This is a genomic window from Paraburkholderia phosphatilytica (assembly GCF_003443895.1).
Classification (GTDB): domain Bacteria; phylum Pseudomonadota; class Gammaproteobacteria; order Burkholderiales; family Burkholderiaceae; genus Paraburkholderia; species Paraburkholderia phosphatilytica.
The window spans coordinates 58,354-81,588 of the sequence record NZ_QQOA01000009.1; the positions used below are offsets into that span (position 1 = coordinate 58,354).

Consider the following 23,235-nt stretch of genomic DNA (forward strand, 5'->3'; position numbering starts at 1 on the left):
AAATGAATTATCATGATTTGATCCATCCCATGGAGAGAATCATGGACCTGGCTGCGTTGACGATTTTTCGTGCCGTCGTGCGGGAGAACGGCGTCACACGGGCCGCGCTCAAGCTTAATCGCGTGCAGTCCAACGTGACGACGCGCATCAAGCAGCTCGAAGAACAGCTCGGCGTCGAGCTCTTCACGCGCGAAGGCCGGCGGCTCGTGCTGACGCCTGCCGGCGAAACGCTCCTGCCCTACGCGGAAAAGCTGCTCGCGCTCGCGGACGAAGCCCGTCATGCGCTGAAGCAGAGCCGGCCGACCGGCAGGCTGCGGCTGGGTACGATGGAAAGCACCGTCGCGAGCCGGCTGCCGCGGCTGCTTGCGCAGTACCACCAGCGCTGGCCGGAGGTCGAGCTCGAACTGCAGACAGCCACGACGGACCACCTGATCCAGCGCGTGCGTGACTTCGAGGTCGACGCGGCGCTGATCGCGAGGCCCGTCGACGGCAAGCTGCCCGACGACATCTGCGACAGCGTGCCGATGTTTCGCGAGGAACTGCTGCTGTTGACGCCGCGCGGCCATCGCCCGGTGCGGGACGCGCGCGACATCGCGCTGTCGACGCTCGTCGCGTTCGAACGCGGCTGCGCGTATCGCGCGTATGTCGAGAAGTGGTACATGGAGCAGAATCTGCGGCCGGCGCGCGTGCTGGAACTCGGCTCGTATCACGCGATGTTTGCGTGCGTCGCGGCCGGCGCGGGGGTCGCGGTGGCGCCGCGTTCGGTGTTCGACGCGCAGCCGGATACCAGCAACATCGACGTGCATTCGATCGGCGCGCTCGGCTCGATCGATACGTTGCTGGTCTGGCGGCGTGGCCACTATTCGTCGGCACTGGGCGCGCTGCGCGAGATGCTGGCGACGGGCAGCAATCTGGCGGACGAGTCGGATGTTGAAGCGAAGGTGGCGAAGGTGGCGACGTCGGCTCGCGGGCGGTCGGCGGAGGCTGCTGGGCGTCGAGACCGGCAGGCGGTGCTGGATACGGCGGCGTAGTCATTCTGCTGACGACTGGCGCGGACGCGATGCCCCAGCGTAGCCGGACAGGCTTCCTGCAAGAAAAAGGCCGCGAGCCCTGAGGACTCGCGGCCTTATTCGTTTGACTGCGTTGGCTGGCCTGACTAGCGAACCCGGCAACCGACCACCGTCACCTGGCTAAGGTTGCCGAGCCCTCCGCGCCGCCGCTTACAGCTGCGCTTCGACCCAGCCCTTCACGCCGGCGAGTGCTGCCGGCAGATTGGCGGGCTCGGTGCCGCCGGCCTGCGCCATGTCCGGACGGCCGCCGCCCTTGCCGCCGATCTGCTGCGCGACGAAGTTCACGAGTTCGCCCGCCTTCACCTTCTTGCTGGCTTCGGCCGTCACACCGGCGATCAGGCTGACCTTGCCGCCCTCCACCGACGCAAGCACGATCGCCGCGCTCTTCAGCTTGTCCTTGAGCTTGTCGACCGTTTCGCGCAGCGTCTTCACGTCCGCGCCTTCGAGCGTCGCGGCGAGCACCTGCACGCCGGAAACCTCGATTGCCTGACCGGCCAGTTCGTCGCCCTGGCTCGACGCGACCTTCGACTTCAGCGCGCCCAGTTCCTTTTCCAGCGCCTTCACCTGGTCCTGCACCTGCGCGATCCGCTGCGTGAGTTCCGACGGCTGCGACTTCAGCGCAGCGGCTGCCGCGTTGATGCGCGCATCGAGTTCCTGCACGAAGCGCACCGCGTTGTCGCCGGTAATCGCTTCGACGCGGCGGATACCCGCTGCCACGCCGCCTTCCATCACGATCTTGAAGAAGCCGATGTCGCCCGTGCGATGCACGTGCGTGCCGCCGCACAGCTCGCGCGAGAAGCCGAGATCGAGCACCCGCACTTCGTCGCCGTACTTCTCGCCGAACAGCGCCATCGCGCCACCCTTCACCGCTTCGTCGAACGGCATCACGCGGACGATGCCCGGCGCGTTCGCGAGCACTTCCTGGTTCACGATCGCTTCGACGCGGCGGATTTCGTCGTCCGTCATCGGCGCGTTGTGCGCGAAGTCGAAACGGGTCTTGTCCGCGTCGACGAGCGAGCCCTTCTGCTGCACGTGCGAGCCGAGCACTTCGCGCAGCGCCTTGTGCATCAGGTGCGTGGCCGAGTGGTTGCGCGCGGTGCGGGCGCGGCGGATCGCGTCGATCTCCGCCTTCACCACGTCGCCGACCTTCAGCGTGCCCTGTTCCAGCGTGCCGTGATGACCGACTACATCCGCCTGGACCTTCTGCGTATCCGTCACCGCGAAACGCACGCTGGCATTGCCGAGCACGCCCTGGTCGCCGACCTGACCGCCGGATTCCGCGTAGAACGGCGTGTGGTCGAGCACGACCACCGCCTGCTGGCCCTTCTGCGCTTCGTTCACCGACGCGCCATCTACGTACAGCGCGATCACCTTCGCGTCGTCGAAGACGATCTCTTCGTAGCCGTGGAACGTAGTTTTCGCGCCCGAGTATTCAAGGCCCTGCGCCATCCTGAACTTGCCGGCCGCGCGCGCCTGTTCGCGCTGGCGCGCCATCGCTTCGTCGAACGCGGGTTCGTCCACCGTCACGCCGCGCTCGCGGCACACGTCCGCTGTGAGGTCCAGCGGGAAGCCGTAGGTGTCGTGCAGCTTGAACGCGAGTTCGCCGTCGAGCGTCTTGCCGCCCTTCTGCTGCAGATCGGCCAGCGCGCCATCGAGGATCGACATGCCGTGCTCGATGGTCTCGAAGAAGCGCTCCTCTTCCTGGCGCAGCACGTCGGTCACGCGCTGTTCGGCATCCTTCAGTTCCGGGTACGCAGCGCCCATTTCGGCGACCAGATCGGCCACCAGCTTGTGGAAGAACGCGCCCTTGCGGCCGAGCTTGTAGCCATGACGGATCGCGCGGCGCACGATGCGACGCAGCACGTAGCCGCGGCCTTCGTTGCCCGGGATCACGCCGTCGACGATCAGGAACGAGCACGCGCGGATATGGTCGGCAATGACCTTCAGCGAGTTGTTCGTGAGGTCGGGCGTGTTCGTTTCACGCGCGGCGGCCTTGATGAGATTCTGGAACAGATCGATCTCGTAGTTGCTGTGCACGTGCTGCAGCACCGCGGCGAGACGTTCCAGGCCCATGCCGGTATCGACGCACTGCTTGGGCAGCGGCGTCATGTTGCCCTGCGCGTCGCGGTTGAACTGCATGAACACGAGATTCCAGATCTCGATGAAGCGGTCGCCGTCTTCCTCAGGCGATCCCGGCGGGCCGCCCCAGATTTCCGGGCCGTGATCGTAGAACACTTCCGAGCACGGGCCGCACGGGCCGGTGTCGGCCATCTGCCAGAAGTTGTCCGACGCGTAGCGCGCGCCCTTGTTGTCGCCGATGCGGATGATGCGCTCGACCGGCACGCCGATTTCCTTCGCCCAGATGTCGAAGGCTTCGTCGTCTTCCTGGTAGACCGTGACCGTGAGTTTTTCGGCCGGCAGCGAGTAGACCTTCGTCAGCAGTTCCCAGCAGAAGTGGATTGCATCGCGCTTGAAGTAGTCGCCGAACGAGAAGTTGCCGAGCATCTCGAAGAACGTGTGGTGGCGCGCGGTGTAGCCGACGTTTTCGAGGTCGTTGTGCTTGCCGCCCGCGCGCACGCTGCGCTGCGCGGTCGTGGCCCGCGCATACGGGCGCGACTCGGCGCCGAGGAACACGTCCTTGAACTGCACCATTCCCGAATTGGTGAAGAGCAGCGTCGGGTCGTTGCCGGGCACGAGGCTCGACGAGCGGACGATCGTATGGCCCTTCGATTCGAAGAACCTGAGGAATTTCTCGCGGATTTCGGCGGCTTTCATGGCGTCTTTCGTGGGGTCTGGCGGCATCGACGAAGACGCCAGCGATTCGTGAGTCGGTTGATACCGGAACGATCGATTATACGGGATCGGACGCCTCCGGCGGGCGCCACGGCTTGGCCGGACGGCACGTTGGCCGTTCGGCCGGGGTGGCTCGAACGAAGGAATCGCTTAAGATGCGTCACATCGGCCGTGGCACCGCGCGGCCTCGATCTACAGGAGACACGAACAGCTCATGGGCGCTCTCAGTCACATCCGCGTACTCGATCTCACCCGCGTGCTCGCCGGGCCGTGGTGCGCGCAGACCCTCGCCGATTTCGGCGCCGACGTGATCAAGGTGGAGCGCCCCGGCGCCGGCGACGACACGCGTCACTGGGGGCCGCCGTACCTGCAGACGCCGGCGGGAGAAGACACCGCGGAAGCCGCGTATTACCTCTCGGCGAACCGCAACAAGCGCTCGGTGACGGTGGATATCGCCACGCCAGAGGGCCAGCGGATCGTCCGCGAGCTGGCCGCGCAGAGCGACGTCGTGATGGAGAACTACAAGGTCGGGCAGCTGAAGAAATACGGGCTCGACTACGCATCGCTGAAAGCGGTGAAGCCGGACCTCGTCTACTGCTCGGTGACGGGTTTCGGGCAGACCGGACCGTACGCGCAGCGCGCGGGCTACGACTTCATCATCCAGGGCATCGGCGGCTTCATGAGCATCACCGGCGAGCGCGACGCGCTGCCGGGCGGCGGCCCGCAGAAGGCGGGCGTCGCGATCGCGGACCTGATGACGGGCATGTACTCGACGGTCGCGATCCTGTCGGCGCTCGCGCATCGGGATCGCACGGGCGAAGGCCAGTACATCGACATGGCGTTGCTCGACGTGCAGGTCGCGATGCTCGCGAACATGAACACGAACTACCTGGCGAGCGGCAAGGCGCCGGTGCGCCAGGGCAACGCGCACCAGAACATCGTGCCCTACCAGACGTTCCAGACGAGCGACAGCTGGATCATCGTCGCGGTGGGCAACGACGGGCAGTACCGCAAGTTCGTCGAAGCGGGCGGGCGCCCCGAATTCGCCGACGACGAACGCTTCGCCACCAATCCGGCGCGCGTGCGCAACCGCGAGGCGCTGGTGCCGTTGCTGGCCGAGATGGTCAGGAAGCGCAGCAAGGCCGAATGGATCGCGGCGCTCGAGGCGTCCGGCGTGCCCTGCGGGCCGATCAACGACCTCGCCGAAGTGTTCGACAACGAGCAGGTGATCGCGCGCGGCCTGCAGGTGAATCTGCCGCATCCGTCGGGCGGCACGGTGAAGCTGGTGCGCAACCCGATCAACATGAGCGCGACGCCGCCCGAAGCGCTCCGCCATCCGCCGACGCTCGGCGAGCACACCGCGGAGATCCTGCGCGACGTGCTCGGCTACGACGACGCGCAGATCGCCGCGCTGCGCGCGAAAGTGGTGATCTAGGGCGCCTGCGGCTCCTGCAGCTCACCTAGCCAGCCGAGCCCCTCGGCCCAGTCGCCGAGGCCGCTGTCGGCGTTGATATGGCCGCGCGGACCGATGCCGATCCAGCGGCTGCCCCACGCATCGGCGCACGCGAGCGAATAGCGCTCGCCGCCGAACGGATCGTCGCTGCTCGACACGACGATGCTCGGAAACGGCAACAGCTCGAGCGGCGCCGACGCAAAGCCGCTCGAACCTTCATGCGGAAACGCCGGCGCGGCAGGGTCCGGCACCGCCACGAGCAGCGCGCCCTGCACGTGACGCAGCACCTCCGGCGTCGCGTACCGCGCGGCCCAGAACGCGACCGTCAGGCAGCCCAGGCTGTGCGCGGCGAAGCGCACCGCGCGTCCCGCCGCGGCTTTTGCGGCCACGGTTGCATCGAGCGTGCGGCACCACGCGTCGCGGTCAGCCTGGTTCCAGTCGGTCATCGGCACGCGCGTGAAGCTCGCGTGCCGCGCTTCCCAGCGCGATTGCCAGTGTCCCGGGCCGGAATTCTGCCAGCCCGGCAGGATCAGCACGTCGTAGTCGCTTGCGGCGGAGGGCTGCTTCATGGCGGTTCGTGTCGTAAGTGACGTAGGTGAATTCAGCGATTGCGCGGGCGTGGTCACTTCGAAGGGCTCAGCGGAAACACCGCGCCGACGCCCGCGCCGCGCGGATCCGAGTCGGCTTCGGGCGTCGTGCCGTTCACCCGCACCATTTGCACGTCGCCGTTGAAGGGCTGGCCCTCCAGCTTGTAGCCCTTCGCCTTCAGCGCGTCCGCGAGGTCGCCGGTGATCGGCGCGTACGGCTCGTAGAAGATCGTGGTCGGCGGAATCAGCTGGTGGTGGAAGCGCATCGCGGCGAGCGCGTCCTGCGGCGCCATGCCGAAGTCGAACAGGTCGGTCATCACCTGGAAGATCGTCGTGAAGATCCGCGAGCCGCCGGGCGTGCCGATCACGAGCGCGACATTGCCGTCTTTCAGCAGGATGGTCGGCGCCATCGACGACAGCGGCCGGCGCCCCGGCGCGATCGTGTTGACCTCGTCGCCCGTCACGCCGAACTGGTTCGTCGTGCCCGGCTTCGTCACGAAGTCGTCCATCTCGTCGTTGAGCAGGAAGCCCGCGCCGTCCACCACCACGCCCGCGCCGAACGGACCGTTCAGCGTGTAGGTGTTCGACACCGCGTTGCCCCACTGGTCGACGACCGAGAAGTGCGTGGTCTGCGCGCGCTCCGGCATCGTGTCGCCGAGGCCCGGCTTCACGCCCGTCGCACCGGGCGCGGCGTCCGCTTTCACTTCGGCGGCGCGCGACGCGAGGTAGCTGTCGTCGAGCAGTTTCGCGACCGGAATCTTGTACGAATCGGGGTCGCCCAGGTACTGCTGGCGATCCGCGAACACGCGGTCTTCCATCTGCGAAACCAGATGGATGTACGGCACCGAATTGAGCTGCACGCCGTCGAATGCGGGCTTCAGGTCCGCCTTCATCTTCAGCAGCTGGATCAGGCCCACGCCGCCGGAACTGGGCGGCGGCGCGGTGACGATCTGGTAGCCGTTCCAGTCGGCCGTCAGCGGATCGCGCCACACCGCGTGATAGCGCTGCAGGTCCTGTTTCGACACGAGACCGTGGCCGTACATCGCGGTCGAGATCAGATCGGCCGTACGGCCCTCGTAGAACTCGCGGCCGCCATCGCTCGCGATCCGCTTCAGCGTTTCGGCAAGCTCCGGCTGACGGAATGTCGCGCCCGCTTTCAGGCCTGAAAAATAGACGTCGAAATTGGTCTTGCCGGCGAAGCTGCGCGCGGCGTAGTCGTGCCGCTTCTGCAGCCAGGGCTGCACGACGAAGCCGTCGGACGCGTATTTGATCGCGGGCGCGAGCACCTGTTTCCACTTGAGCTTGCCGAAGCGCTTCTGCGCTTCCCACATCCCGTCGACGGTGCCGGGCACGCCCACCGCGCGATAGCCGACGAGGCTCGCGTCGGGCTCGACGTTGCCTTTGTCGTCGAGGTACATCTCCTTCGTCGCCCCTTGCGGCGCGACCTCGCGGTAGTCGAGGAAATACGGCTTGTTGTCCACGTAGAGCGTCATGAACCCGCCGCCGCCGATGTTGCCGGCATCCGGATATGTGACGGCGAGCGTGAACGCGATCGCGACCGCGGCATCGACGGCATTGCCGCCTTCGGCGAAGATTTCCTTCGCGGCGGCTGCGCTGTAGCTGTCCGGCACCGCGGCGGCCGCGGCCGTCAGTACCGGCGGCGGGGGCTTCTTCGCGAACGCGGGCGCGGCGGGCAGGAAGCCGGTCAGGCACGCGGCGATGAGCAGCGAGGGGAAAGCAAAGACGTGCAGCGCACGCCCGGTGATGGACGCGCGCGGCGCGTCGTGCATCGGATCGGCCATCGACGGGACTCCTCTAAACCAGCGCGCATCTTGCACAACCCGCGGATTTCGCGCAATACGGCCGGCCGCACAGCGCATCGTCCACACGCCCGGGCTCACCTCGATGCCGCACGGCTGCTGCAATGGGGTGGCTCAGGTAGAATTGACGGATCAGCGGAGCGCGAAGCTCCGGAACGACCTACTCCTTCACGCATGAATATCGAAACCAAAGACGCAGACCGCAACGACGCGCCGACGGCCTCCAACTTCATCCGCAACATCATCGACGACGACAATCGCTCGGGCAAATGGGGCTCGCGCGTCGAAACGCGTTTCCCGCCGGAGCCGAACGGCTATCTGCACATCGGCCACGCGAAGAGCATCTGCCTGAACTTCGGCATCGCGCAGAGCTATGGCGGCGTGTGCCATCTGCGCTTCGACGACACGAATCCGGAAAAGGAAAGCTTCGAGTACGTCGAATCGATCGTCGACGCCGTGAAGTGGCTCGGCTTCGAATGGACGAAGGAAAACGAAGAGCACCTGTACTTCGCGAGCGACTACTACGACAAGCTCTACGAATTCGCCGAACTGCTGATCACGCGCGGCAAGGCCTACGTGGACAGCCAGACGGCCGAAGAAATCCGCGCGAACCGCGGCTCGGCCACGGAAGCCGGCACGCCGTCGCGCTATCGCGAGCGCAGCGTCGACGAGAACCTCGACCTGTTCCGCCGCATGAAGGCGGGCGAGTTCAAGGAAGGCGAGCACGTGCTGCGCGCGAAGATCGACATGGCGTCGCCGAACTTCAACATGCGCGACCCGGTAATCTACCGGATCCGTTTCGCGCATCACTACCGCACCGGCGACACGTGGTGCGTGTACCCGATGTACGACTACACGCACTGCATTTCGGATGCGCTCGAGAACATCACGCATTCGCTGTGCACGCTGGAGTTCGAAGATCACCGGCCGCTCTACGACTGGATTCTCGACGAACTCGCGAGCGCCGGCATCTTCACGCGTCCGCTGCCGCAGCAGATCGAATTCTCGCGCCTGAACCTGACCTATGCGATCACGAGCAAGCGCAAGCTGCTGCAGCTCGTCACCGAAGGCCACGTCGACGGCTGGGACGATCCGCGCATGCCGACCATCGTCGGCGTGCGTCGCCGCGGTTTTACACCCGAAGGCATCAAGCTCTTCTGCGAGCGCATCGGCATCACCAAGGTCGATTCGTGGATCGACATGAGCGTGTTCGAAGGCGCGCTGCGCGACGACCTCGACGACAAGGCGCCGCGCACGGCGGCCGTGCTCGACCCGCTCAAGCTGATCATCGACAACTACCCGGAAGGCCAGAGCGACGAGTGCAGCGCGCCCGTGCATCCGCATCATCCGGAGCGCGGCAATCGCACGTTCCCGCTGACCCGCGAGCTGTGGATCGAGCGCGACGACTTCACGGAAACGCCGCCGAAGGGTTATTTCCGGCTGTTCCCGGGCAACAAGGTGCGGCTGCGCTACGGCTACGTGATCGAATGCACCGGCGCGGAGAAGGACGAGCACGGCAACGTGATCGCGGTCCACTGCAACTACTTCCCGGACAGCCGCTCGGGCACGGAAGGCGCGAACAACTACAAGGTGAAGGGAAACATTCACTGGCTGAGCGTCGCGCACGCGAAGCCGGCCGAAGTCCGCGTGTACGACCGGCTGTTCCGCGAGCCGCAACCCGATGCAGGCGGGCGCGACTTCCTCGAGGCGCTCAACCCGGATTCGAAGCGCGTGATGAACGCGTATCTCGAACCCGGCGCGGAAAACGCCGAACCCGAACAGCGTTTCCAGTTCGAGCGACATGGCTATTTCGTCGCGGACCGCTATGATTCAAAACCGGGCAAGCCGGTTTTCAACCGGATCGTGGGTCTGCGCGATACCTGGGGCAAGCCGGCCTGATCCGGACGCGTGCATGCGTGCCGTGCGTCCAGCGCGGCTTCGCCAGAAAGCCGCCGCAGCCGTGGATGGAAGCCGTACAGAACAAACCGATGTCGTATTGACCGTATCCGTGGCTGAGGGGCGCGACGTCGCGTCCCGCGACGATCCGGGAGGAACGATGCACCTGGCTGTCCGCCGTCCGCTCGCCGGCCTGACACTGCTCGCCGCCGCCGTGCTGTGCGCGCCGTTCGCGGCGCATGCACAGGATCTCACCGGCACGCTCAAGAAGATCCATGACGATCGCGTCGTGCTGCTCGGCGTGCGCGAAGCGTCGATTCCGTTCGCGTACTCCAACGGGCAGCACACGGTCGGCTATTCCTACGCGATCGCGCAACGGATCATCGACGAAATCCGCAAGACGTTGAACCTTCCCGACCTGAAGGTGCGCGAGGTGCCGGTCAATTCGTCGAACCGGGTGTCGCTGCTCGTGAACAACCAGATCGATCTCGAGTGCGGCTCGACCACGCATACCCGCGACCGCGAGAACCAGGCGGCGTTTTCGTACAGCTTCTTCATGTACTCGGTGCGGATGCTCGTGCGAAAAAGTTCGCATATCAAGGACTTCCAGGACCTCGCGGGTAAACCGGTCGTCACGACCGCCGGCACGTCCGACGAGCGCCTGCTGCGCGAACTCAACAGCGCGAAGCAGCTGAACATGCGGATCGCGGCGGTGAAGGATCATCCGGAAGCGTTCGCGATGGTGAAGTCCGGGCGCGCGGTCGCGTTCGTGATGGACGAACCGATCCTGTACGGCACACGGGCCGCGGATCCGCACCCCGACGAGTTCGAGGTCACCGGCTCGCCGCTCGCGACGGAAGCGTATGCATGCATGTTCCGCAAGGGCGACGCGCCGTTCCGCAAGCTGGTGAACGACGTGGTCGGCACAATGGAGACGTCCGGCGAAGCCGCGCGGCTGTACGACACGTGGTTCACGCAGCCGATTCCACCGCACGGCACCAATCTCAACTACCCGCTCTCCCCGCAGATGCGCGATATGTTCGCGCACCCGAACGACCGCGCGCTGGATTGAGCGGCGCGCCTACGTCACTGCGTGAGGCGGGCGTGCACGTCGGCCAGCGACAGCGTGGTGCCGAACAGCCTCGCGAGACTGCGGCTCGCAAAACGGTCGACTTCCGCCGGCGCGACCCAGCGCCACGCGTCCATCTCGGGAATCATCTGGCCGTCGCTGTAGCGCGGGAACATCGACACGCACACGCACTTCGACAGATCGAGTTCGTCGCCTTGCGCGCGCGCCGCGAACAGATGCAGGTCCTTGTCGCGCCGGTAGACGAAGCGGCCGAGATCGACGAGGCGCGCTTCGTCGAGCATGATGCCGGTTTCCTCGACCAGTTCGCGCAACGCGGTGACGATGCGTGGCTCGTCGGGTTCGCCGTGCCCTTTCGGGATATCCCAATGGGAGGTCTCGGTGGCGTGCGCGAGCAGCACGCGACCGTCGGGGTCGAGCAGCACGACCCCGCACGAGATGACGCGCTCACCCATCAGCGCTTCCGCAGCTGCCAGGCCGCGGAGCCGGCAGGCACCAGCAGGACGGCGGCGAAGGCGCCCGCGTGAGTGGGCGACGGACGTTGGATGAGCGTCGGCATGAAGAATCTCTCGGAAGATGACGATTGCCCGCTAGCGGCGCGGCACAGCTTGCCGCGGCAGGTCTTCCGAAAAGCATAGCACGCGGGATGTGACCGTCACGTCGATGAGGGACGGATCGTTGGGTGTGAATCGACGATCTCGTTTCCGGATTCGGAACGCTCCGATGGTCGGCGGGAAAGCAACCGGCGACGATCGACGGATTGGCCGTCAACGGCGGCCCCTGCCCACGTCGCCCGTCCCTCGCAGCCATCCATGGACTACTCGTTCGCCCTTCGCTGTTTCGCCCTGATGCTGACGCTGATCAGCATCGCGCTGATCCCGCTCGTCGCGCGTCGCGATGCGTCGATCGCCGCGCCGTCGCCGCTGCCGGCCGGCGTGCTGCCGCGGCCGCGCTGGCACGCCGCGCTCACACGCGCGGGCGTCGTCTGCCTGCTGCTGTCGTTCGTCGTGCTGATGGCGGTCTGCGAGCTCGTGCTCACGGCCTGAACACCGTCGACGTGCGGCGGTACTGCCGCGCGCTCACGCGAGCCGCGCGCTCCAGGTCACCGTCCGGTTCCGTCCTCCCCGCTTCGCCGAATACAGCGCCCGGTCCGCGCGCGCGAGCGTCGCGTTCAGATCCTCGCCCTGCTCCAGGCGGCACACGCCCGCGGAAAACGAATAGCTGATCACGTGGTCTTCGGCAATCGACACGCGGCGGTTCTGCACCTGCACGCGCATCCGCTCGACCGCGGACGCGCCGTGCTCCACCGACGTCCCCGGAAACACCACGAGAAATTCTTCGCCGCCGATGCGGCCCGCGATGTCCGACTGCCGCGTCGCGCGCTTGCAGACCTCGCCGAAATCGCGCAGCACCGCGTCGCCGGCGGCGTGGCCGTGCACGTCGTTGATACGCTTGAAGTGATCGAGGTCGACGAGCGCCACCGTCAGCGGTGTTTCGGCGCCTTGCGCGGCGGTGATCGCGAGCCCGAGCGACGCCATCGTGTGGCGCCGGTTCGCGAGCCCCGTCAGCACGTCGAGACGCGCTTCCTGGATCACGCGATCATGCGCCGCGATCCACGCTTCGTCGGTGGACCGGAGCTGTGACACGTCGGAGCCGACGACGGCGAGCCAGCCGTTGTCCAGCAGCGTTTCCGTCATCCAGAACCAGCGGCCGTCGAAGAGTTCCGCGGCGAAGCTGCGCTGCCCCGGATTCGCGCGGCGACGGTCCTGCGCGCGGGCGATGAACGCGAGCGCGTCCTCCCCTTCGATGCGGGTCCCGCAGCGATGCAGCGCGGCGTGCATCACCAGGTCGACGAAGGTGATCTCGCTGTCGTCGCGTCGCAGCTGGAACGCATGCCGGAACGCGCTATTCGCGAAGACCAGCCGGTCGCTCGAGTCGTAGATCGCGACCAGTGTGTGCTTGCCGTCGAGTGCGCACAGCAGCGCCTCCTGGGCCGCGTCGTCAGTACCAAGGTCCTGTATCGATCTCATGGCCAATATGCTTGTCGTTCTGGTCAGCGCGTCCGCCAGCCCGACCGGAACGCATTCGAACGTTCCAGTGGCCGTGGCGGCCGCGAACCCTGTCTCCCGTCGTTTCTCTAGAAAAACGCCGCGGACAGTTGCCCGCGGCGCGTGGAACGTCCCGACGATCCGGCTGCGATGAACCGGAATCACGGAGAACGTGGAGACAGATCGAAGTCTACGCCCCGCCCGTCAAGGCAATGCTTCGAACAATGGCAGCTTTTACCGCCAATTCGCATCCGCAAATCGGTAAAAAATCGTCAGACAAAAACGGCCGTATGACGACCCGCGATCCCGCGTGATTGCAGAAATGGCCCTCGGATTGCTACGACGCGCGGCAGTTTTTGCAAAGCGTCATTCGTCGTACGCTGCCGACGCTTCGGCGGATCGACTGTCCGCTCCGCGAAGAACGAGGCGGCATGCGCTTCTTCAAGGGTCACGATGCCGGCAGCGCCGTGTTGATCGGGTATGCGGGAAACGGGCACAGCATTTGCAGAAGTTCGCCGGACGTCGATCGTGCAAGACACAAACAATGCGCGATGCATGAAATCCTCCAATGACGACCGAATCGCAGCGCACCAATCCGACGCTATGCTCTCTGCAAAATCACCAGTGTCCACGCGTCTTGTAGCGGACGTGCCGGTCACGCTCGTCTCCTTCCCCGACACTGGCATCCGCGAGGAACCGCGTCCGCCGCAGCGCTTGCGCCTCCGGCGACGGTCGTGCAGCCCGCATCGATCGCTTCCGCACATGACGACCCGCATTGCGCATAAACGAATCGATCGCCCAGCGTTTCACTTACCGGTCACAATGGAAGGGACCGATAGTCATTAAGATGCTTTCTGAGCCTTAACGAGGTGCACTATGGAAATGATCGAGGTCAGGCCCAGCATGTCGGCGGATGGACAGGAGGTGGTATTCGCCGTATCCGCGCGCGGACGCGAATTCGAATGTGCCGTGACCCGCAAGGCGCTCGAAGAACATTTCTGGCTGCAACGCGGCGCGGCGGAGAACCGCGTGCTGAAGATTTTCGAAGACGGCCGACGCCGGATCACGGCCGTCGCGGAGCGCAAGCTGCTGACCTCGGGCGGCGAACGTCACGTCGACAGGATCGTGCTGACGCCGGCGGATTTCGGGATCCGGCGGTAACGGCGCGGCATCCTGCGCCGGGCTTGCCAGCGTCTTGCCACGCGTGTTGCCACATTGGCACGGCAGGAGGGACTCGAACCCCCGACCCTCGGCTTAGAAGGCCGATGCTCTATCCAGCTGAGCTACTGCCGCATTCGAAGAGAAAAAGATGCTACACCGGGCCTCCACCGCAGACTATCGCACGGGGAGGCGGCCCGCCAGCGAAGCCGGGCCCGGATTATAACCGATCGCTTTCGTGTGCTTTGCAAGGCCGGTGCGCGCCGGCCGTCGCTCGCACCGGCTATACGGGTTGCGGATGCAGCACGAACCAGCCGAGGAACGCGAGCCCGGCGATCACGCAGTAGACACCGAACGACGCGAGACGGCCGCGCCCTTCGAAATAGCGCATCAGGAAGCGCACGCTCAGGTACGCCGCGATCGCGGTCAGCACGCCGCCCAGCACCGCGTCGCCCAGTTGCCCCGGCGCATGCAGCAGCTTCGGCAGTTCCAGCAGACCCGCCGCGAAGATGATCGGCGTACCGAGCAGAAACGCGAATTCCGCGGCACGTTCCGCCGTCAGGCCCACCGCATTCCCGGCGATCATCGTCAGCCCGCTGCGCGAGAAGCCCGGGATCAGCGCGCCGACCTGCGCGATTCCCACCAGAAACGCCTGCCCGAACGTCAGCTTCTCCGGAGGACGATGCGCGCGCGAGCGCTGCAACCGGTCGCCGAACCACAGCAGCACGCCGTTCACGATCAGCGCGATCGCGACGATCCGCAGGTCGTGAAAGAGGCGCTCGAGCGGCTTCTCCAGCACGAGACCCACGATGCCGGCCGGAATCGTGCCGATGATCAGCGCCCACATCATGTGACCATCGTCGTTGCGGCGACCGCCGAGCGACGCGAAGAAGCCACGGAACAGCGCGACCCAGCGGTCGCGGAAGTACCAGAGCAGCGCGAGCGCGGTGCCGAGATGCAGCGCGACGAGGAACGGCAGCAGCTGCGGCGCGTGCTTGTCGATATGCATACCCATCACGCCGGGCACGAGCAGCGTGTGCCCGAGGCTGCTCACGGGGAAGAGTTCAGTGACGCCTTGCAAGACGCTCAGAAAGATCAGAAACCACAGGCTCACGCGTCGGTCCTCTCGATGAATGGATGGATGCGCCGGATGCGAGCGGCCGGCGCGGATCGCGCACGATTATGCCGGGGACGCGCGTGCCGCGCCACGAACCGGCAGTCGTACGAGCGGGCAGGGTTTGCCGCGCCGCATCATGATGAAGGCAGCGGGGATTAGATCACCGAAAGGGGCAGGCCGCAATGCGCGGCCGAACAGACCGCGGCCACGTTGCGCGAGAGGGAAGCAGGCGCCGCGACGCCTGTGCCGGCCCGTGTGGAACCGGCGATACGCTTGTACCGCCCTGCGTGCGGACGCCCTCAGGGCCGCCGTGACAAGGCGTAGAGCGATGCGCGGGTCGATGCTGAACGCCGGCCGCAGCCGGTTGACCAACCAAACCTCGATCGAACCCGGCGGCCAGACTCAGCCGATCAGCTCAGCGCGCGACTTTGTAAAAGAAATATACCGTGCTAACGGTGAACATTCCGAACAGCGATACGCCCATAGCCATTGCGATATCCATTTCGCCTCCGGGATGCGTTGCGTCCGGCGGCGGGATGGCCGGACCGAGTGTCGATTATCGTTGCGCCTGTCCGTGCGGTAACACCCGCAATTTCCCCAAAGGGTTTCCCCTTAGGATGGTCGCCGCGCCCGCGCGGATTTCGCCTGGCCGTGGCACGGCGGCGTTTAAACTGGCGGTTCTTCGACCAACCTGTCGCCCACCATGCCGCAATTCCAGCAACAGCCTGTCATCGAGATCACGCACGGCGCCTCGCTGCTCCGCTTCGCGCCGCAAGCCGGCGGCCGACTGCTCTCCTGGCACCGTGACGGACAATCGGTGATCCACTGGCCCGATCACGCCGACTGGAGCCATCCCGCCCGAATCCGCGGCGGCAATCCGCTGCTGTTCCCGTTCCTCGGCCGCCATCGGGTGGACGGTGAAATCGGCCGCTGGCGCGACGCGAACGGTACGGTGCGCGATCTGCCAATGCACGGCTTCGCGCGGGATCTGCCGTTCGCCACCGCGATCGACGCCGACCAGCAGGGCCTGCGGATGACGCTCGCCGACAGCGACACCACCCGCGCCGGCTACCCGTTCGGCTTCCGCTTCGAGGCGCACTACCGGCTCGCGGACGACGCGACGCTGGACGTCACGCTGACCACCGCCAACACCGGCGACGCCGCATTACCCTACTACGCTGGCCACCACTTCTACTTCACACTGCCGCACACGCAGCGCGCGGAAACGGTGCTCGAGCTGCCGCGCACGCAGCGGCGCTTCCAGCAGCCCGACGGCGCGATCGCGCCGGCCGAGCCCGGTTCGCCGTCCTATACGCTCGACGAAGACCGGATTCTCGACCGCTTCCACTGCCTGGACGGCGCGCCCGAGCGGCCGGTGCGACTCGTCGCGCCCGGACTGAACCGGGCGATCACGATCGACCTGCAGCGGCCCGACTCGGTGCCCTGGTATTGCGTCACGACGTGGACCGAAGCGCCCGAATCCGACTTCTACTGCATCGAGCCGTGGCTCGGCCTGCCGGACGCGATCCACAACGGTCTCGGCCTGCGCTGGCTCGCCGCCGGGGCCACCGAGACGGCCACGCTGCGTATCCACGTGGGCGACCTGGCCTGATCCGGTTTCGGGATGCGCTTCGCAAAACCGCTAGAATCCGGGGTTTGACCTGACGCGCGGCCTGCATCGGCGGGGATCGGTGCGCGGCGGGGTTTTGCGAGGTCCAATGTTCGGAACAACAATGACGCGGCTCGTCGCGCTGTCGCTCGTCGCCGCGCTTGCCGCGTGCGGCTCGGCGCCGGTCGGGCCGGGCTTCTACCGGGTCGAGCGGGGCGACACGCTGTCGAAGATCGCGCGCTCGAACCGCACGTCGGTGCAGAGCATCGTGCGCTGGAACAGTCTGTCGAACGCGGATGCGATCGAAGTCGGCCAGGTGCTGCGCGTGACGCCGCCGGCGGGCACCGTGACCGGGAGTCGAGGCGACAGTGCCGCACCGCGCGCCGCGCCCGCGCCGGAGGCGTCGCGCGGCACGGCGGACACGCCGGCGGCGCCGGCCGCACCGATCACCCTGATCTGGCCGACCGGCGGCCCGGTGATCCGCGGCTTCAACGGCACCAGTTCGAAAGGCATCGACATCGCAGGCAACGCAGGCGCGCCTGTCGTCGCGGCAGCAGCGGGCACGGTCGTTTATGCTGGCAACGGGCTGCGCGGTTACGGCAATCTGCTGATCATCAAGCACAACGCCGACTACCTGACCGCCTACGCGCACAACAGCGCGCTGCTCGTGAAGGAAGGCCAGAGCGTCGCGCAGGGGCAGAAGATCGCGGAAGTCGGCGACACGGACAGCGACCGCGTGATGCTGCACTTCGAGCTGCGTTACGCGGGCAAGTCGATCGATCCGGCGCGCGCGCTGCCGCCGCGGTAATCCCGCGGGACGGCGAACGGCCCCTCACCGGGAACCTGGCGCCATCCGCCGGGCTCCATCTGTCATCCGCCGCGAGCCTCGCTCGCGGCTTCAATCACAGGACACCATCGATGAAACCCGTTTTCGCCTCCGCGCTTGTCCGCGGCGCCCTCCTCGCCACCGCGCTCGCGGCCGGCAGCCTGGCCGGCTGCTCCAGCACGACGACGATGACCTACCTGCCGAACGGACAGACCGGCTTCGCGATCAACTGCAGCGGCAGCGACGCGAGCGAAAGCTGGGCCGAGTGCTACAAGCGCGCGGGCGAGGTCTGCGGCAACTACGGCTACGACGTGATTTCGAAGGACGTCGACAAGGGCGCGACATCGGGCGGCACGCTCGGCGGCATTTTCGGCGCGAACGTGAAGAACCGCTCGATGGTCGTTCAGTGCAAGCAATGACGCCGGCTTTGAGCGCGTTGCTTGTCATACGGAAACGTTCCTGACGGCAAGATGGCAGCGAAGCCGTCCGCGCGTGCGACCCGCGCATGGGATCCGGACACCCGGCGATATTCGCGAAGCGGATAAAAAAAATGCCCGGCTCGTGGCCGGGCGAACGGGGGTTCGGCGCATATCGGCAAAGGACCGGTTCACCATGCGCCGAGACGAAATCTATCAACCGTCCCTAAGCACTGCAATCGATTAATTGAAGCGCAAATGTGACATTGCGCACGGAGTCCGCATTCCGTGAACGGAATCCAGCCATTAAGCAACCCGAAACAAGTGACTTGATGCGGCGCGATGGATTCGGCGTGGCGAGCGCCGCCGGCGCTGGTTTTCTGCCTTGAGAACAAGGCTTTATGCGGCCTGTTCGCGTCTTGCGCTGCGCAGCGCGACCACGCGCAAACGATTCCGGATCTTCATTTCAGCACGGCATTACGACCGTTTAAAGCGCATTTTGCGGACTTTAGTTTTCTTTTAATCGAGCGTGCGCCAACGCACCATAGCACGCAGGTCGCCTCCAGCCAACCGCAAAAATGACATTAACCCAGACAAAAACGGCCGCGCGCATTGCAGATATAGAAACACCAATTTCGCGCAAATAGCATGCGTAGAAATCCCGGTATTAACCCGGACGATTTTGGCAGTGGTGATTCGCTCAGGACGACTTCACATCACCTTCAGCCCCAGCTCCGCGACGAGCATCGCGGCCTGCTCGTACGAAATCGTCGCGCCGCGAAATAGCGTTGCGTCGCTCAACCGGACACCGCTCAGATCGACCGAACGCAGATCGGCGCCGTCGAAGCGCGCGCGTTTCAGATGCGCATCTTTCAGGCTGCCGCCATCGAACACCGCGTCGCGGAAATCCGCGCCTTCGAGATCGGCGTCGGAGAAATCGAGTTGACGCAGCGTCGCGTTGCGAAACGACAGGCCGCGCAGGTGCGCACCCACCAGCAGCGTTTCGACGAAGCTCAAGCCGAGCGTCGCGCTCTCCTCGAAGTTCGCGCCGGTCAGCTTGCAGCCGGTGTACACGGCCGAGGCGAGCTTCGCGCGGCGCCAGTTCGTGCTGTTCAGATCGCACGCTTCGAACGCCGCGTCGACGAGATCTGCGGACGCGAAGTCGGCCTGCCGAGCGCGGCACCTCACCCAGCGCGTTCCGGCAAGCGACGCGCCGAACAGCGACGTCTCCGCGAGCGCGCAGCGATAGAACTCGCAGCCACGCAGATCGAGCCGGGACAGGTCCGTGAACTCGAAGTCGCATTGTTCGAAACGCAGCGCACCGCCTGACGCGCCTGCCAGCAGGCGCTCGACGTCGTCGCGTCCGAGCGCCGCATCGCTGATCACATCGAGGGGTTGGTCGCGAAGGGCCGTCTGTGCTGCGAGCGTGCGGGCGGGGTGAGGGTTGGAAGGCTTGTGCATGATCGACTTCGTTCTGGTGTGGGCAGCGGCGGGACCGTGGACCGCATCGGCCTGTGGCCGCATGCGGACGGGTGCGCGGCCGCGATGGTTTATAGTAACGGCCCCAACCCGATTCATGTATTCACCGGGCCGGCCATCGGCCCGAAGTCCACGCGATGAGTTCCAGCGACACCCCGTCCCACAGCGCGCTTTACCAGAAACTGCTCGGCGAAACCGCGAAGATCGCCTGGTCCGAGCTGGAACGCTTTTTCGCGCGCGGCATGCTGCTGCGGGTGGCTGGGGACCTCGATCTCGTGAGCGTCGCCGAAGCAGTCGCCAGCGACGAAAAGAATCAGGTCGCGCAATGGCTGTCGGCGGGTCTCGTCGAACGCCTGCAGGCGGACACCGCCGCCGGCTGGGCGGCGGGCGATCCCGAACTCTGGGCGGTCGTCGTGTCGCCCTGGGTCTGCGTGCAGCAGCGCGGCTAGGCGGCTAGGCGCCGCGGCCGCATCCCCCCGCAGGTCACTGCGGCTGCTGCGGTGCCGCAGCCGGCGGCGCATCGTCGAGCATCGACGGCGGGCGGGTGTCGGTCGGCACGCCGTGATAATCGGGCGGATCCTGAGGCGGATGATGCGGGTGATACGTCGGGTCGTCGGCGCAACCGGTCAGCGCGATCGCGCCAAGCGCGAACGACAGGGCAAGCAGCAGGTTCTTGGACTTCATAGGCTCTCGGAACGGGCGGCGTGACCATCACGCCGCCGCGAAAGTCTACCCGTAAAGCGCGAAATGCAATCGCGACCGCCGCAGCGCAACACAACCCACCCTTTCCGGCGCTTACGGCGTATCGGACTCCCGAGCCGCGCTTTCCGCCGCCGCGATTCCTGGCCTACTATGTAACCAGTGGCTGCGATCGACGAAGGAGGCTGCCATGGATGCTGAAACTATCGCCGGACTGATTGGACTGTCGGTCGGCTTGCTGGTGCTGATCGGCCTGACGATATTCGAATCCCGGCTGTACAAACGCGAGCACGACGGTGAAGGCATGGTCCATCACTGGCTTGCTGCGCATCATGTGTTCGATCGCCGGTTCCGTCATCACGACTGACCCAGCGAACGACTAGCGGACGACTCTGCGCCGCGACGATGCCTGCGCGGAACGCAGGTAACGTCTGCGTGCGCGCCTGTTCGCGCCAGGCGGGCGGCGAGCGCGTGCCCGCTCAGTGCCCACTCAAACCCCCGACTTCGCCAGCACGACGATCGATACCCCGAACGCTTCGCGGCCGGCGTCTTCGTTGCGATATGAATGCGGCACGTGCCCTGGAAACGCAAGCACTTCGCCCGCGCTCAGGCCATGCCGCTCGCCCGCGACGAACACCGCCACCGAGCCTGACAGACAGGTGAAGTACTCGCGCGTGCCAGGCAGATGCGGCGTGCCGCGCATATAGCCGCCGGGCGCGAAACGCATCGTGTCGAGAATGCCGTCCGGCATCGGCTCCGGCACCAGCGGACGAATCGTGAGGCCATTGCCGCGGCTCTGCGCGGGTACGTCTTCGGCGGTCCAGCGCCGCACTTTCGCGCGCGGCGACGCGAGCAGTTCATCGAGTGGAGCGCCGAGCGCGCCCGCCACCTTCATCAGCACCGTCAGCGACGGATTGCCCTCGCCCGACTCCAGATTCGCGATCGTCGAGCGCGGCACGCCCGCCGCTTTGGCCAGCGCCTCCTGCGTCAGCGACCGCGTATGCCGCAGCGACACCAGGTTGCGGGCGAGATGCTGCGCGGCCTGCTCGGACTCGTCCATCGTATCGACCTTATGACAAGAGGTTGGACATCGCGCTTAGGCGACGGCGGGGCGATCCCTATTATCGGGCCATCGACCGCGGCGCATCGCATAGCCTTGGCGCGACGCGGTCTCTACGGAGACTTTCGATGGCTCACACATCAACGCATTCACCCTCACCCGGCGCGCGCGATCTGTCCGGCGTGCGCGTCGCGATCACCGGCGGCACGTCGGGACTCGGACTGGCGCTCGTCGATGCGCTGCGCGAGCGCGGCGCGAAAGTAGCGTTCATCGCGCGTACCGCGGCGCGCGTCGCGCAGGTCAGCGCGACGCGCGCGGACGTCGCCGGAATCGTCGGCGACATCGCGGACAAGGACGCGATCTATCCGCTCGCATTGCAGATCGCGGGGCTGCTGGGCGGCCTCGACGTGCTGATCAACAACGCATCGTCGCTCGGGCCGGTGCCGCTCGCGCCGCTCGCCGACACCGCCTCCGAAGATCTCGAGGCCACGCTGGCGACCAACCTCGTCGGGCCGTTCCGGCTGACGAAGGCGCTGCTCGGCTCGCTCGCGTCGAGCGCGCGCGAACGCGGCGGCGCGCTCGTCGTCAATGTGACGAGCGATGCCGCGGTCGAACCGTATCCGGACTGGGGCGCGTATGGCGCGAGCAAGGCGGCGCTGCGGCACCTGACGCGCATCTGGGACGCGGAGCTCGCGCGCGAACGCATCCGTCTGCGTTCGTTCGATCCCGGCGACATGGACACGCCGCTGCACGCGCTCGCCATCCCCGACGCCGATCGTTCGACGCTGCGGCAGCCAGCCGACGCGGCGCGCGAATGCGTCGATCTGATCGCCGACGAACTGCTGATGCTGCGCGATGGCTTCGCTGCTGAAACCATCGCTGAGTCCACGGCGCTCGCCGCCGCCACGCATGGAGACCGCTGATGCGCGCCGCCACGTCACCTGCCGAGCGTCCGCGCGATGCGCGCCTGCTGGTCGTCGATCGTTGCGGCCGCATCGACGATCGTTCGCGCGCGACGCTCGATATGCTGCCGCGCCGCGGCGATTGCGTGATCGCCAACGATGCCGCGACTTTGCCGGCGAGCCTCGCCGGCGTGCATCTGCGCAGCGATGCGCCGATCGAGGTGCGGCTCGCCGGCCGCGCGTCACTCGACGGGCACGCCGTGTCGTGCTTCAGCGCGTTCGTGTTCGGCGCCGGCGATTTCCATACGCCGACCGAAGCGCGCGCGGCCCCGCCCGCGCTGCGTATGGGCGACCGGCTCGCGTTCGGCACGGCGCTGCGCGCAACCGTCGTGCGCATGCACGGCCATGCGCGTTTCGTCGAGCTGCGCTTCGACGGCGACAGCGCGCGCATCTGGCAGGCGATCGCCGCGCACGGCAGACCCGTGCAGTACGAGCACGTGCCCGACGCGCTCGCGCTGTGGGACACCTGGACGCCGTTCGCGGCCCAGCCGGTCGCGTTCGAGCCGCCGTCCGCGGGCTTCGCGCTCGACTGGCGCATGCTCGACGCGTGGCGCGCACGCGGTGTGGCGTTCGCGACGCTGACGCACGCAGCCGGCCTGTCGTCGACGGGCGATGCGGCGCTCGACCGCCTGCTGCCGCTCGACGAACCGTACCGGATTCCCGCCGCGACCGCCGCGCTGATCGAAGCGACGCACGCGCGACGCGGCCGAGTGATTGCGGTCGGTACGACGGTCGTGCGCGCGCTCGAACACGCGGCGAGCCGCGATGGCAACGATGGCCACGTGCGGGCCGGCCACGGCATCGCGACGCAGCGGATCGGTCCGCGCACGACGCTGCGCGTCGTCGACGTGCTGCTGTCCGGCACGCACGAACCGGACACGAGCCACTACGAGCTGCTGCATGCGTTCACGGACCGCGCGACGCTTGCGCGCATCACGGCCGCGCTTGAACGGCACGATTACCGCACGCACGAATTCGGCGACTCGGTGTGGCTCGAACGGTCCGTGCCGCGCTCGATCCGCGCCATGCAGGACTGCGGCTGCGATGACGCGCGAGACGATGAAGCAGCGACGGCGCCGGTCGCCTGAACCCCGCTTGAACCCGCTTGAAACGCGCGTTGGGCATATCGATTGCTGCCATCGGCACAGGGTCCGC

At 66.5% G+C, this 23,235-nt stretch carries 24 protein-coding genes and 1 tRNA gene; 14 read left to right on the forward strand and 11 right to left on the reverse strand.

Translation table 11 applies throughout. The features are described 5' to 3' along the window. The first annotated feature begins 41 nt into the window (after positions 1-41). On the forward strand, positions 42-1,031 hold the full coding sequence (locus DVS29_RS11705) for a LysR substrate-binding domain-containing protein (protein ID WP_118180629.1): 990 nt from the start codon (positions 42-44) through the stop codon (positions 1,029-1,031). Between the two features lie 189 nt (positions 1,032-1,220). Here DVS29_RS11705 and alaS read toward each other — a convergent pair whose 3' ends face one another. Next, a complete protein-coding gene (gene alaS / locus DVS29_RS11710; protein ID WP_118180630.1) occupies positions 1,221-3,845 on the reverse strand; it encodes an alanine--tRNA ligase in 2,625 nt (874 codons plus the stop codon). 232 nt (positions 3,846-4,077) lie between these two features. Here alaS and DVS29_RS11715 point away from each other — a divergent pair, with 232 nt between their 5' ends. Beyond that, positions 4,078-5,298: a CaiB/BaiF CoA transferase family protein gene (locus tag DVS29_RS11715; RefSeq protein ID WP_118180631.1), complete on the forward strand. Its 1,221-nt coding sequence runs from the start codon at positions 4,078-4,080 to the stop codon at positions 5,296-5,298. Here the strand turns inward: DVS29_RS11715 and DVS29_RS11720 are convergent. Continuing rightward, positions 5,295-5,885, reverse strand: a complete 591-nt coding sequence (locus DVS29_RS11720) for an RBBP9/YdeN family alpha/beta hydrolase (RefSeq protein WP_118180632.1) — start codon at positions 5,883-5,885, stop codon at positions 5,295-5,297. The two genes, DVS29_RS11715 and DVS29_RS11720, sit on opposite strands and share 4 nt — an antisense overlap. A 53-nt stretch (positions 5,886-5,938) precedes the next feature. Next, a complete protein-coding gene (ggt, locus tag DVS29_RS11725; RefSeq protein WP_118180633.1) occupies positions 5,939-7,705 on the reverse strand; it encodes a gamma-glutamyltransferase in 1,767 nt (588 codons plus the stop codon). A gap of 192 nt (positions 7,706-7,897) precedes the next feature. On the opposite strand from ggt, the gene DVS29_RS11730 reads away from it, so the two are divergent. Together DVS29_RS11730 and DVS29_RS11735 are read left to right on the forward strand one after the other, a co-directional pair. Continuing rightward, positions 7,898-9,622 carry a glutamine--tRNA ligase/YqeY domain fusion protein gene (locus DVS29_RS11730; RefSeq protein WP_118180634.1) on the forward strand — a complete coding sequence of 575 codons (1,725 nt, stop codon included), beginning with the start codon at positions 7,898-7,900 and terminating at the stop codon, positions 9,620-9,622. A gap of 157 nt (positions 9,623-9,779) precedes the next feature. Further along, positions 9,780-10,691 carry a transporter substrate-binding domain-containing protein gene (locus DVS29_RS11735; protein WP_118180635.1) on the forward strand — a complete coding sequence of 304 codons (912 nt, stop codon included), beginning with the start codon at positions 9,780-9,782 and terminating at the stop codon, positions 10,689-10,691. A 14-nt stretch (positions 10,692-10,705) separates the two neighbouring features. On the opposite strand, the gene DVS29_RS11740 is transcribed toward DVS29_RS11735, so the two are convergent. Further along, positions 10,706-11,161, reverse strand: a complete 456-nt coding sequence (locus tag DVS29_RS11740; protein ID WP_118180636.1) for an NUDIX hydrolase — start codon at positions 11,159-11,161, stop codon at positions 10,706-10,708. Positions 11,162-11,518: 357 nt separating this feature from the next. Between DVS29_RS11740 and DVS29_RS11745 the strand changes: the two genes are divergently transcribed. After that, positions 11,519-11,752, forward strand: coding sequence for a hypothetical protein (locus DVS29_RS11745; RefSeq protein ID WP_118180637.1), 234 nt, complete (start codon positions 11,519-11,521; stop codon positions 11,750-11,752). Between the two features lie 33 nt (positions 11,753-11,785). Here the strand turns inward: DVS29_RS11745 and DVS29_RS11750 are convergent, their stop codons facing one another. After that, positions 11,786-12,736 (reverse strand): GGDEF domain-containing protein, encoded by a 951-nt coding sequence (locus DVS29_RS11750; RefSeq protein WP_118180638.1) that lies wholly within the window; start codon positions 12,734-12,736, stop codon positions 11,786-11,788. A gap of 290 nt (positions 12,737-13,026) precedes the next feature. After that, positions 13,027-13,413: a hypothetical protein gene (locus tag DVS29_RS36860; protein ID WP_124800627.1), complete on the reverse strand. Its 387-nt coding sequence runs from the start codon at positions 13,411-13,413 to the stop codon at positions 13,027-13,029. Positions 13,414-13,630: 217 nt separating this feature from the next. Here DVS29_RS36860 and DVS29_RS11755 point away from each other — a divergent pair, with 217 nt between their 5' ends. Next, a complete protein-coding gene (locus DVS29_RS11755) occupies positions 13,631-13,915 on the forward strand; it encodes a DUF1488 family protein (RefSeq protein WP_118180639.1) in 285 nt (94 codons plus the stop codon). A gap of 55 nt (positions 13,916-13,970) precedes the next feature. Here DVS29_RS11755 and DVS29_RS11760 read toward each other — a convergent pair. Both DVS29_RS11760 and DVS29_RS11765 read right to left on the reverse strand, forming a co-directional pair. After that, a tRNA-Arg gene (locus tag DVS29_RS11760) sits at positions 13,971-14,047 on the reverse strand. A gap of 148 nt (positions 14,048-14,195) precedes the next feature. After that, complete coding sequence (locus DVS29_RS11765; protein WP_118180640.1) at positions 14,196-15,026, reverse strand: undecaprenyl-diphosphate phosphatase; 831 nt, start codon at positions 15,024-15,026, stop codon at positions 14,196-14,198. Between the two features lie 706 nt (positions 15,027-15,732). On the opposite strand from DVS29_RS11765, the gene DVS29_RS11770 reads away from it, so the two are divergent. The 4 genes from DVS29_RS11770 to DVS29_RS36865 all read left to right on the forward strand — a co-directional run bounded on the left by DVS29_RS11770 (position 15,733) and on the right by DVS29_RS36865 (position 18,462). Next, entirely contained in the window at positions 15,733-16,641 is a 909-nt protein-coding gene (locus DVS29_RS11770; RefSeq protein WP_118180641.1) for an aldose epimerase family protein, read from the forward strand. A 106-nt stretch (positions 16,642-16,747) separates the two neighbouring features. Beyond that, positions 16,748-17,446 (forward strand): peptidoglycan DD-metalloendopeptidase family protein, encoded by a 699-nt coding sequence (locus tag DVS29_RS11775; protein ID WP_118180642.1) that lies wholly within the window; start codon positions 16,748-16,750, stop codon positions 17,444-17,446. A 110-nt stretch (positions 17,447-17,556) separates the two neighbouring features. Continuing rightward, positions 17,557-17,883 (forward strand): hypothetical protein, encoded by a 327-nt coding sequence (locus DVS29_RS11780; RefSeq protein WP_118180643.1) that lies wholly within the window; start codon positions 17,557-17,559, stop codon positions 17,881-17,883. A gap of 339 nt (positions 17,884-18,222) precedes the next feature. Beyond that, complete coding sequence (locus tag DVS29_RS36865) at positions 18,223-18,462, forward strand: hypothetical protein (protein ID WP_124800628.1); 240 nt, start codon at positions 18,223-18,225, stop codon at positions 18,460-18,462. A gap of 129 nt (positions 18,463-18,591) precedes the next feature. Here the strand turns inward: DVS29_RS36865 and DVS29_RS11785 are convergent, their stop codons facing one another. Then, positions 18,592-19,341 (reverse strand): pentapeptide repeat-containing protein, encoded by a 750-nt coding sequence (locus tag DVS29_RS11785; protein ID WP_118180644.1) that lies wholly within the window; start codon positions 19,339-19,341, stop codon positions 18,592-18,594. A 155-nt stretch (positions 19,342-19,496) separates the two neighbouring features. Between DVS29_RS11785 and DVS29_RS11790 the strand changes: the two genes are divergently transcribed. Beyond that, positions 19,497-19,808, forward strand: a complete 312-nt coding sequence (locus tag DVS29_RS11790; RefSeq protein ID WP_118180645.1) for a DUF2288 domain-containing protein — start codon at positions 19,497-19,499, stop codon at positions 19,806-19,808. A gap of 34 nt (positions 19,809-19,842) precedes the next feature. On the opposite strand, the gene DVS29_RS11795 is transcribed toward DVS29_RS11790, so the two are convergent. Then, positions 19,843-20,043: a hypothetical protein gene (locus DVS29_RS11795; protein WP_118180646.1), complete on the reverse strand. Its 201-nt coding sequence runs from the start codon at positions 20,041-20,043 to the stop codon at positions 19,843-19,845. Positions 20,044-20,248: 205 nt separating this feature from the next. Between DVS29_RS11795 and DVS29_RS37285 the strand changes: the two genes are divergently transcribed. Beyond that, complete coding sequence (locus DVS29_RS37285; RefSeq protein WP_164707897.1) at positions 20,249-20,425, forward strand: hypothetical protein; 177 nt, start codon at positions 20,249-20,251, stop codon at positions 20,423-20,425. A gap of 123 nt (positions 20,426-20,548) precedes the next feature. Here the strand turns inward: DVS29_RS37285 and DVS29_RS11800 are convergent, their stop codons facing one another. After that, on the reverse strand, positions 20,549-21,118 hold the full coding sequence (locus DVS29_RS11800) for a helix-turn-helix transcriptional regulator (protein ID WP_118180647.1): 570 nt from the start codon (positions 21,116-21,118) through the stop codon (positions 20,549-20,551). Positions 21,119-21,246: 128 nt separating this feature from the next. Between DVS29_RS11800 and DVS29_RS11805 the strand changes: the two genes are divergently transcribed. Beyond that, entirely contained in the window at positions 21,247-22,041 is a 795-nt protein-coding gene (locus tag DVS29_RS11805; RefSeq protein ID WP_118180648.1) for an SDR family oxidoreductase, read from the forward strand. Then, positions 22,041-23,168 (forward strand): S-adenosylmethionine:tRNA ribosyltransferase-isomerase, encoded by a 1,128-nt coding sequence (locus DVS29_RS11810; protein ID WP_118180649.1) that lies wholly within the window; start codon positions 22,041-22,043, stop codon positions 23,166-23,168. Before DVS29_RS11805 ends, DVS29_RS11810 begins: the two co-directional genes overlap by 1 nt. Positions 23,169-23,235 lie beyond the last annotated feature (67 nt).

Excerpts from the sequence above, each read along its gene's own strand:
- DVS29_RS37285 (WP_164707897.1), top strand. The coding sequence starts at position 20,249 with ATGGATGCTGAAACTATCGCCGGACTGATTGGACTGTCGGTCGGCTTG.
- DVS29_RS11730 (WP_118180634.1), top strand. The coding sequence starts at position 7,898 with ATGAATATCGAAACCAAAGACGCAGACCGCAACGACGCGCCGACGGCC.
- DVS29_RS11740 (WP_118180636.1), bottom strand. The coding sequence starts at position 11,161 with ATGGGTGAGCGCGTCATCTCGTGCGGGGTCGTGCTGCTCGACCCCGAC.
- DVS29_RS11810 (WP_118180649.1), top strand. The coding sequence starts at position 22,041 with ATGCGCGCCGCCACGTCACCTGCCGAGCGTCCGCGCGATGCGCGCCTG.
- DVS29_RS11720 (WP_118180632.1), bottom strand. The coding sequence starts at position 5,885 with ATGAAGCAGCCCTCCGCCGCAAGCGACTACGACGTGCTGATCCTGCCG.
- DVS29_RS11770 (WP_118180641.1), top strand. The coding sequence starts at position 15,733 with ATGCCGCAATTCCAGCAACAGCCTGTCATCGAGATCACGCACGGCGCC.
- DVS29_RS11755 (WP_118180639.1), top strand. The coding sequence starts at position 13,631 with ATGGAAATGATCGAGGTCAGGCCCAGCATGTCGGCGGATGGACAGGAG.
- ggt (WP_118180633.1), bottom strand. The coding sequence starts at position 7,705 with ATGGCCGATCCGATGCACGACGCGCCGCGCGCGTCCATCACCGGGCGT.
- alaS (WP_118180630.1), bottom strand. The coding sequence starts at position 3,845 with ATGAAAGCCGCCGAAATCCGCGAGAAATTCCTCAGGTTCTTCGAATCG.
- DVS29_RS36865 (WP_124800628.1), top strand. The coding sequence starts at position 18,223 with ATGGATTCGGCGTGGCGAGCGCCGCCGGCGCTGGTTTTCTGCCTTGAG.
- DVS29_RS11775 (WP_118180642.1), top strand. The coding sequence starts at position 16,748 with ATGTTCGGAACAACAATGACGCGGCTCGTCGCGCTGTCGCTCGTCGCC.
- DVS29_RS11745 (WP_118180637.1), top strand. The coding sequence starts at position 11,519 with ATGGACTACTCGTTCGCCCTTCGCTGTTTCGCCCTGATGCTGACGCTG.
- DVS29_RS11785 (WP_118180644.1), bottom strand. The coding sequence starts at position 19,341 with ATGCACAAGCCTTCCAACCCTCACCCCGCCCGCACGCTCGCAGCACAG.
- DVS29_RS11715 (WP_118180631.1), top strand. The coding sequence starts at position 4,078 with ATGGGCGCTCTCAGTCACATCCGCGTACTCGATCTCACCCGCGTGCTC.
- DVS29_RS11705 (WP_118180629.1), top strand. The coding sequence starts at position 42 with ATGGACCTGGCTGCGTTGACGATTTTTCGTGCCGTCGTGCGGGAGAAC.
- DVS29_RS11780 (WP_118180643.1), top strand. The coding sequence starts at position 17,557 with ATGAAACCCGTTTTCGCCTCCGCGCTTGTCCGCGGCGCCCTCCTCGCC.
- DVS29_RS11800 (WP_118180647.1), bottom strand. The coding sequence starts at position 21,118 with ATGGACGAGTCCGAGCAGGCCGCGCAGCATCTCGCCCGCAACCTGGTG.
- DVS29_RS11735 (WP_118180635.1), top strand. The coding sequence starts at position 9,780 with ATGCACCTGGCTGTCCGCCGTCCGCTCGCCGGCCTGACACTGCTCGCC.
- DVS29_RS11805 (WP_118180648.1), top strand. The coding sequence starts at position 21,247 with ATGGCTCACACATCAACGCATTCACCCTCACCCGGCGCGCGCGATCTG.
- DVS29_RS11795 (WP_118180646.1), bottom strand. The coding sequence starts at position 20,043 with ATGAAGTCCAAGAACCTGCTGCTTGCCCTGTCGTTCGCGCTTGGCGCG.
- DVS29_RS11790 (WP_118180645.1), top strand. The coding sequence starts at position 19,497 with ATGAGTTCCAGCGACACCCCGTCCCACAGCGCGCTTTACCAGAAACTG.
- DVS29_RS11750 (WP_118180638.1), bottom strand. The coding sequence starts at position 12,736 with ATGAGATCGATACAGGACCTTGGTACTGACGACGCGGCCCAGGAGGCG.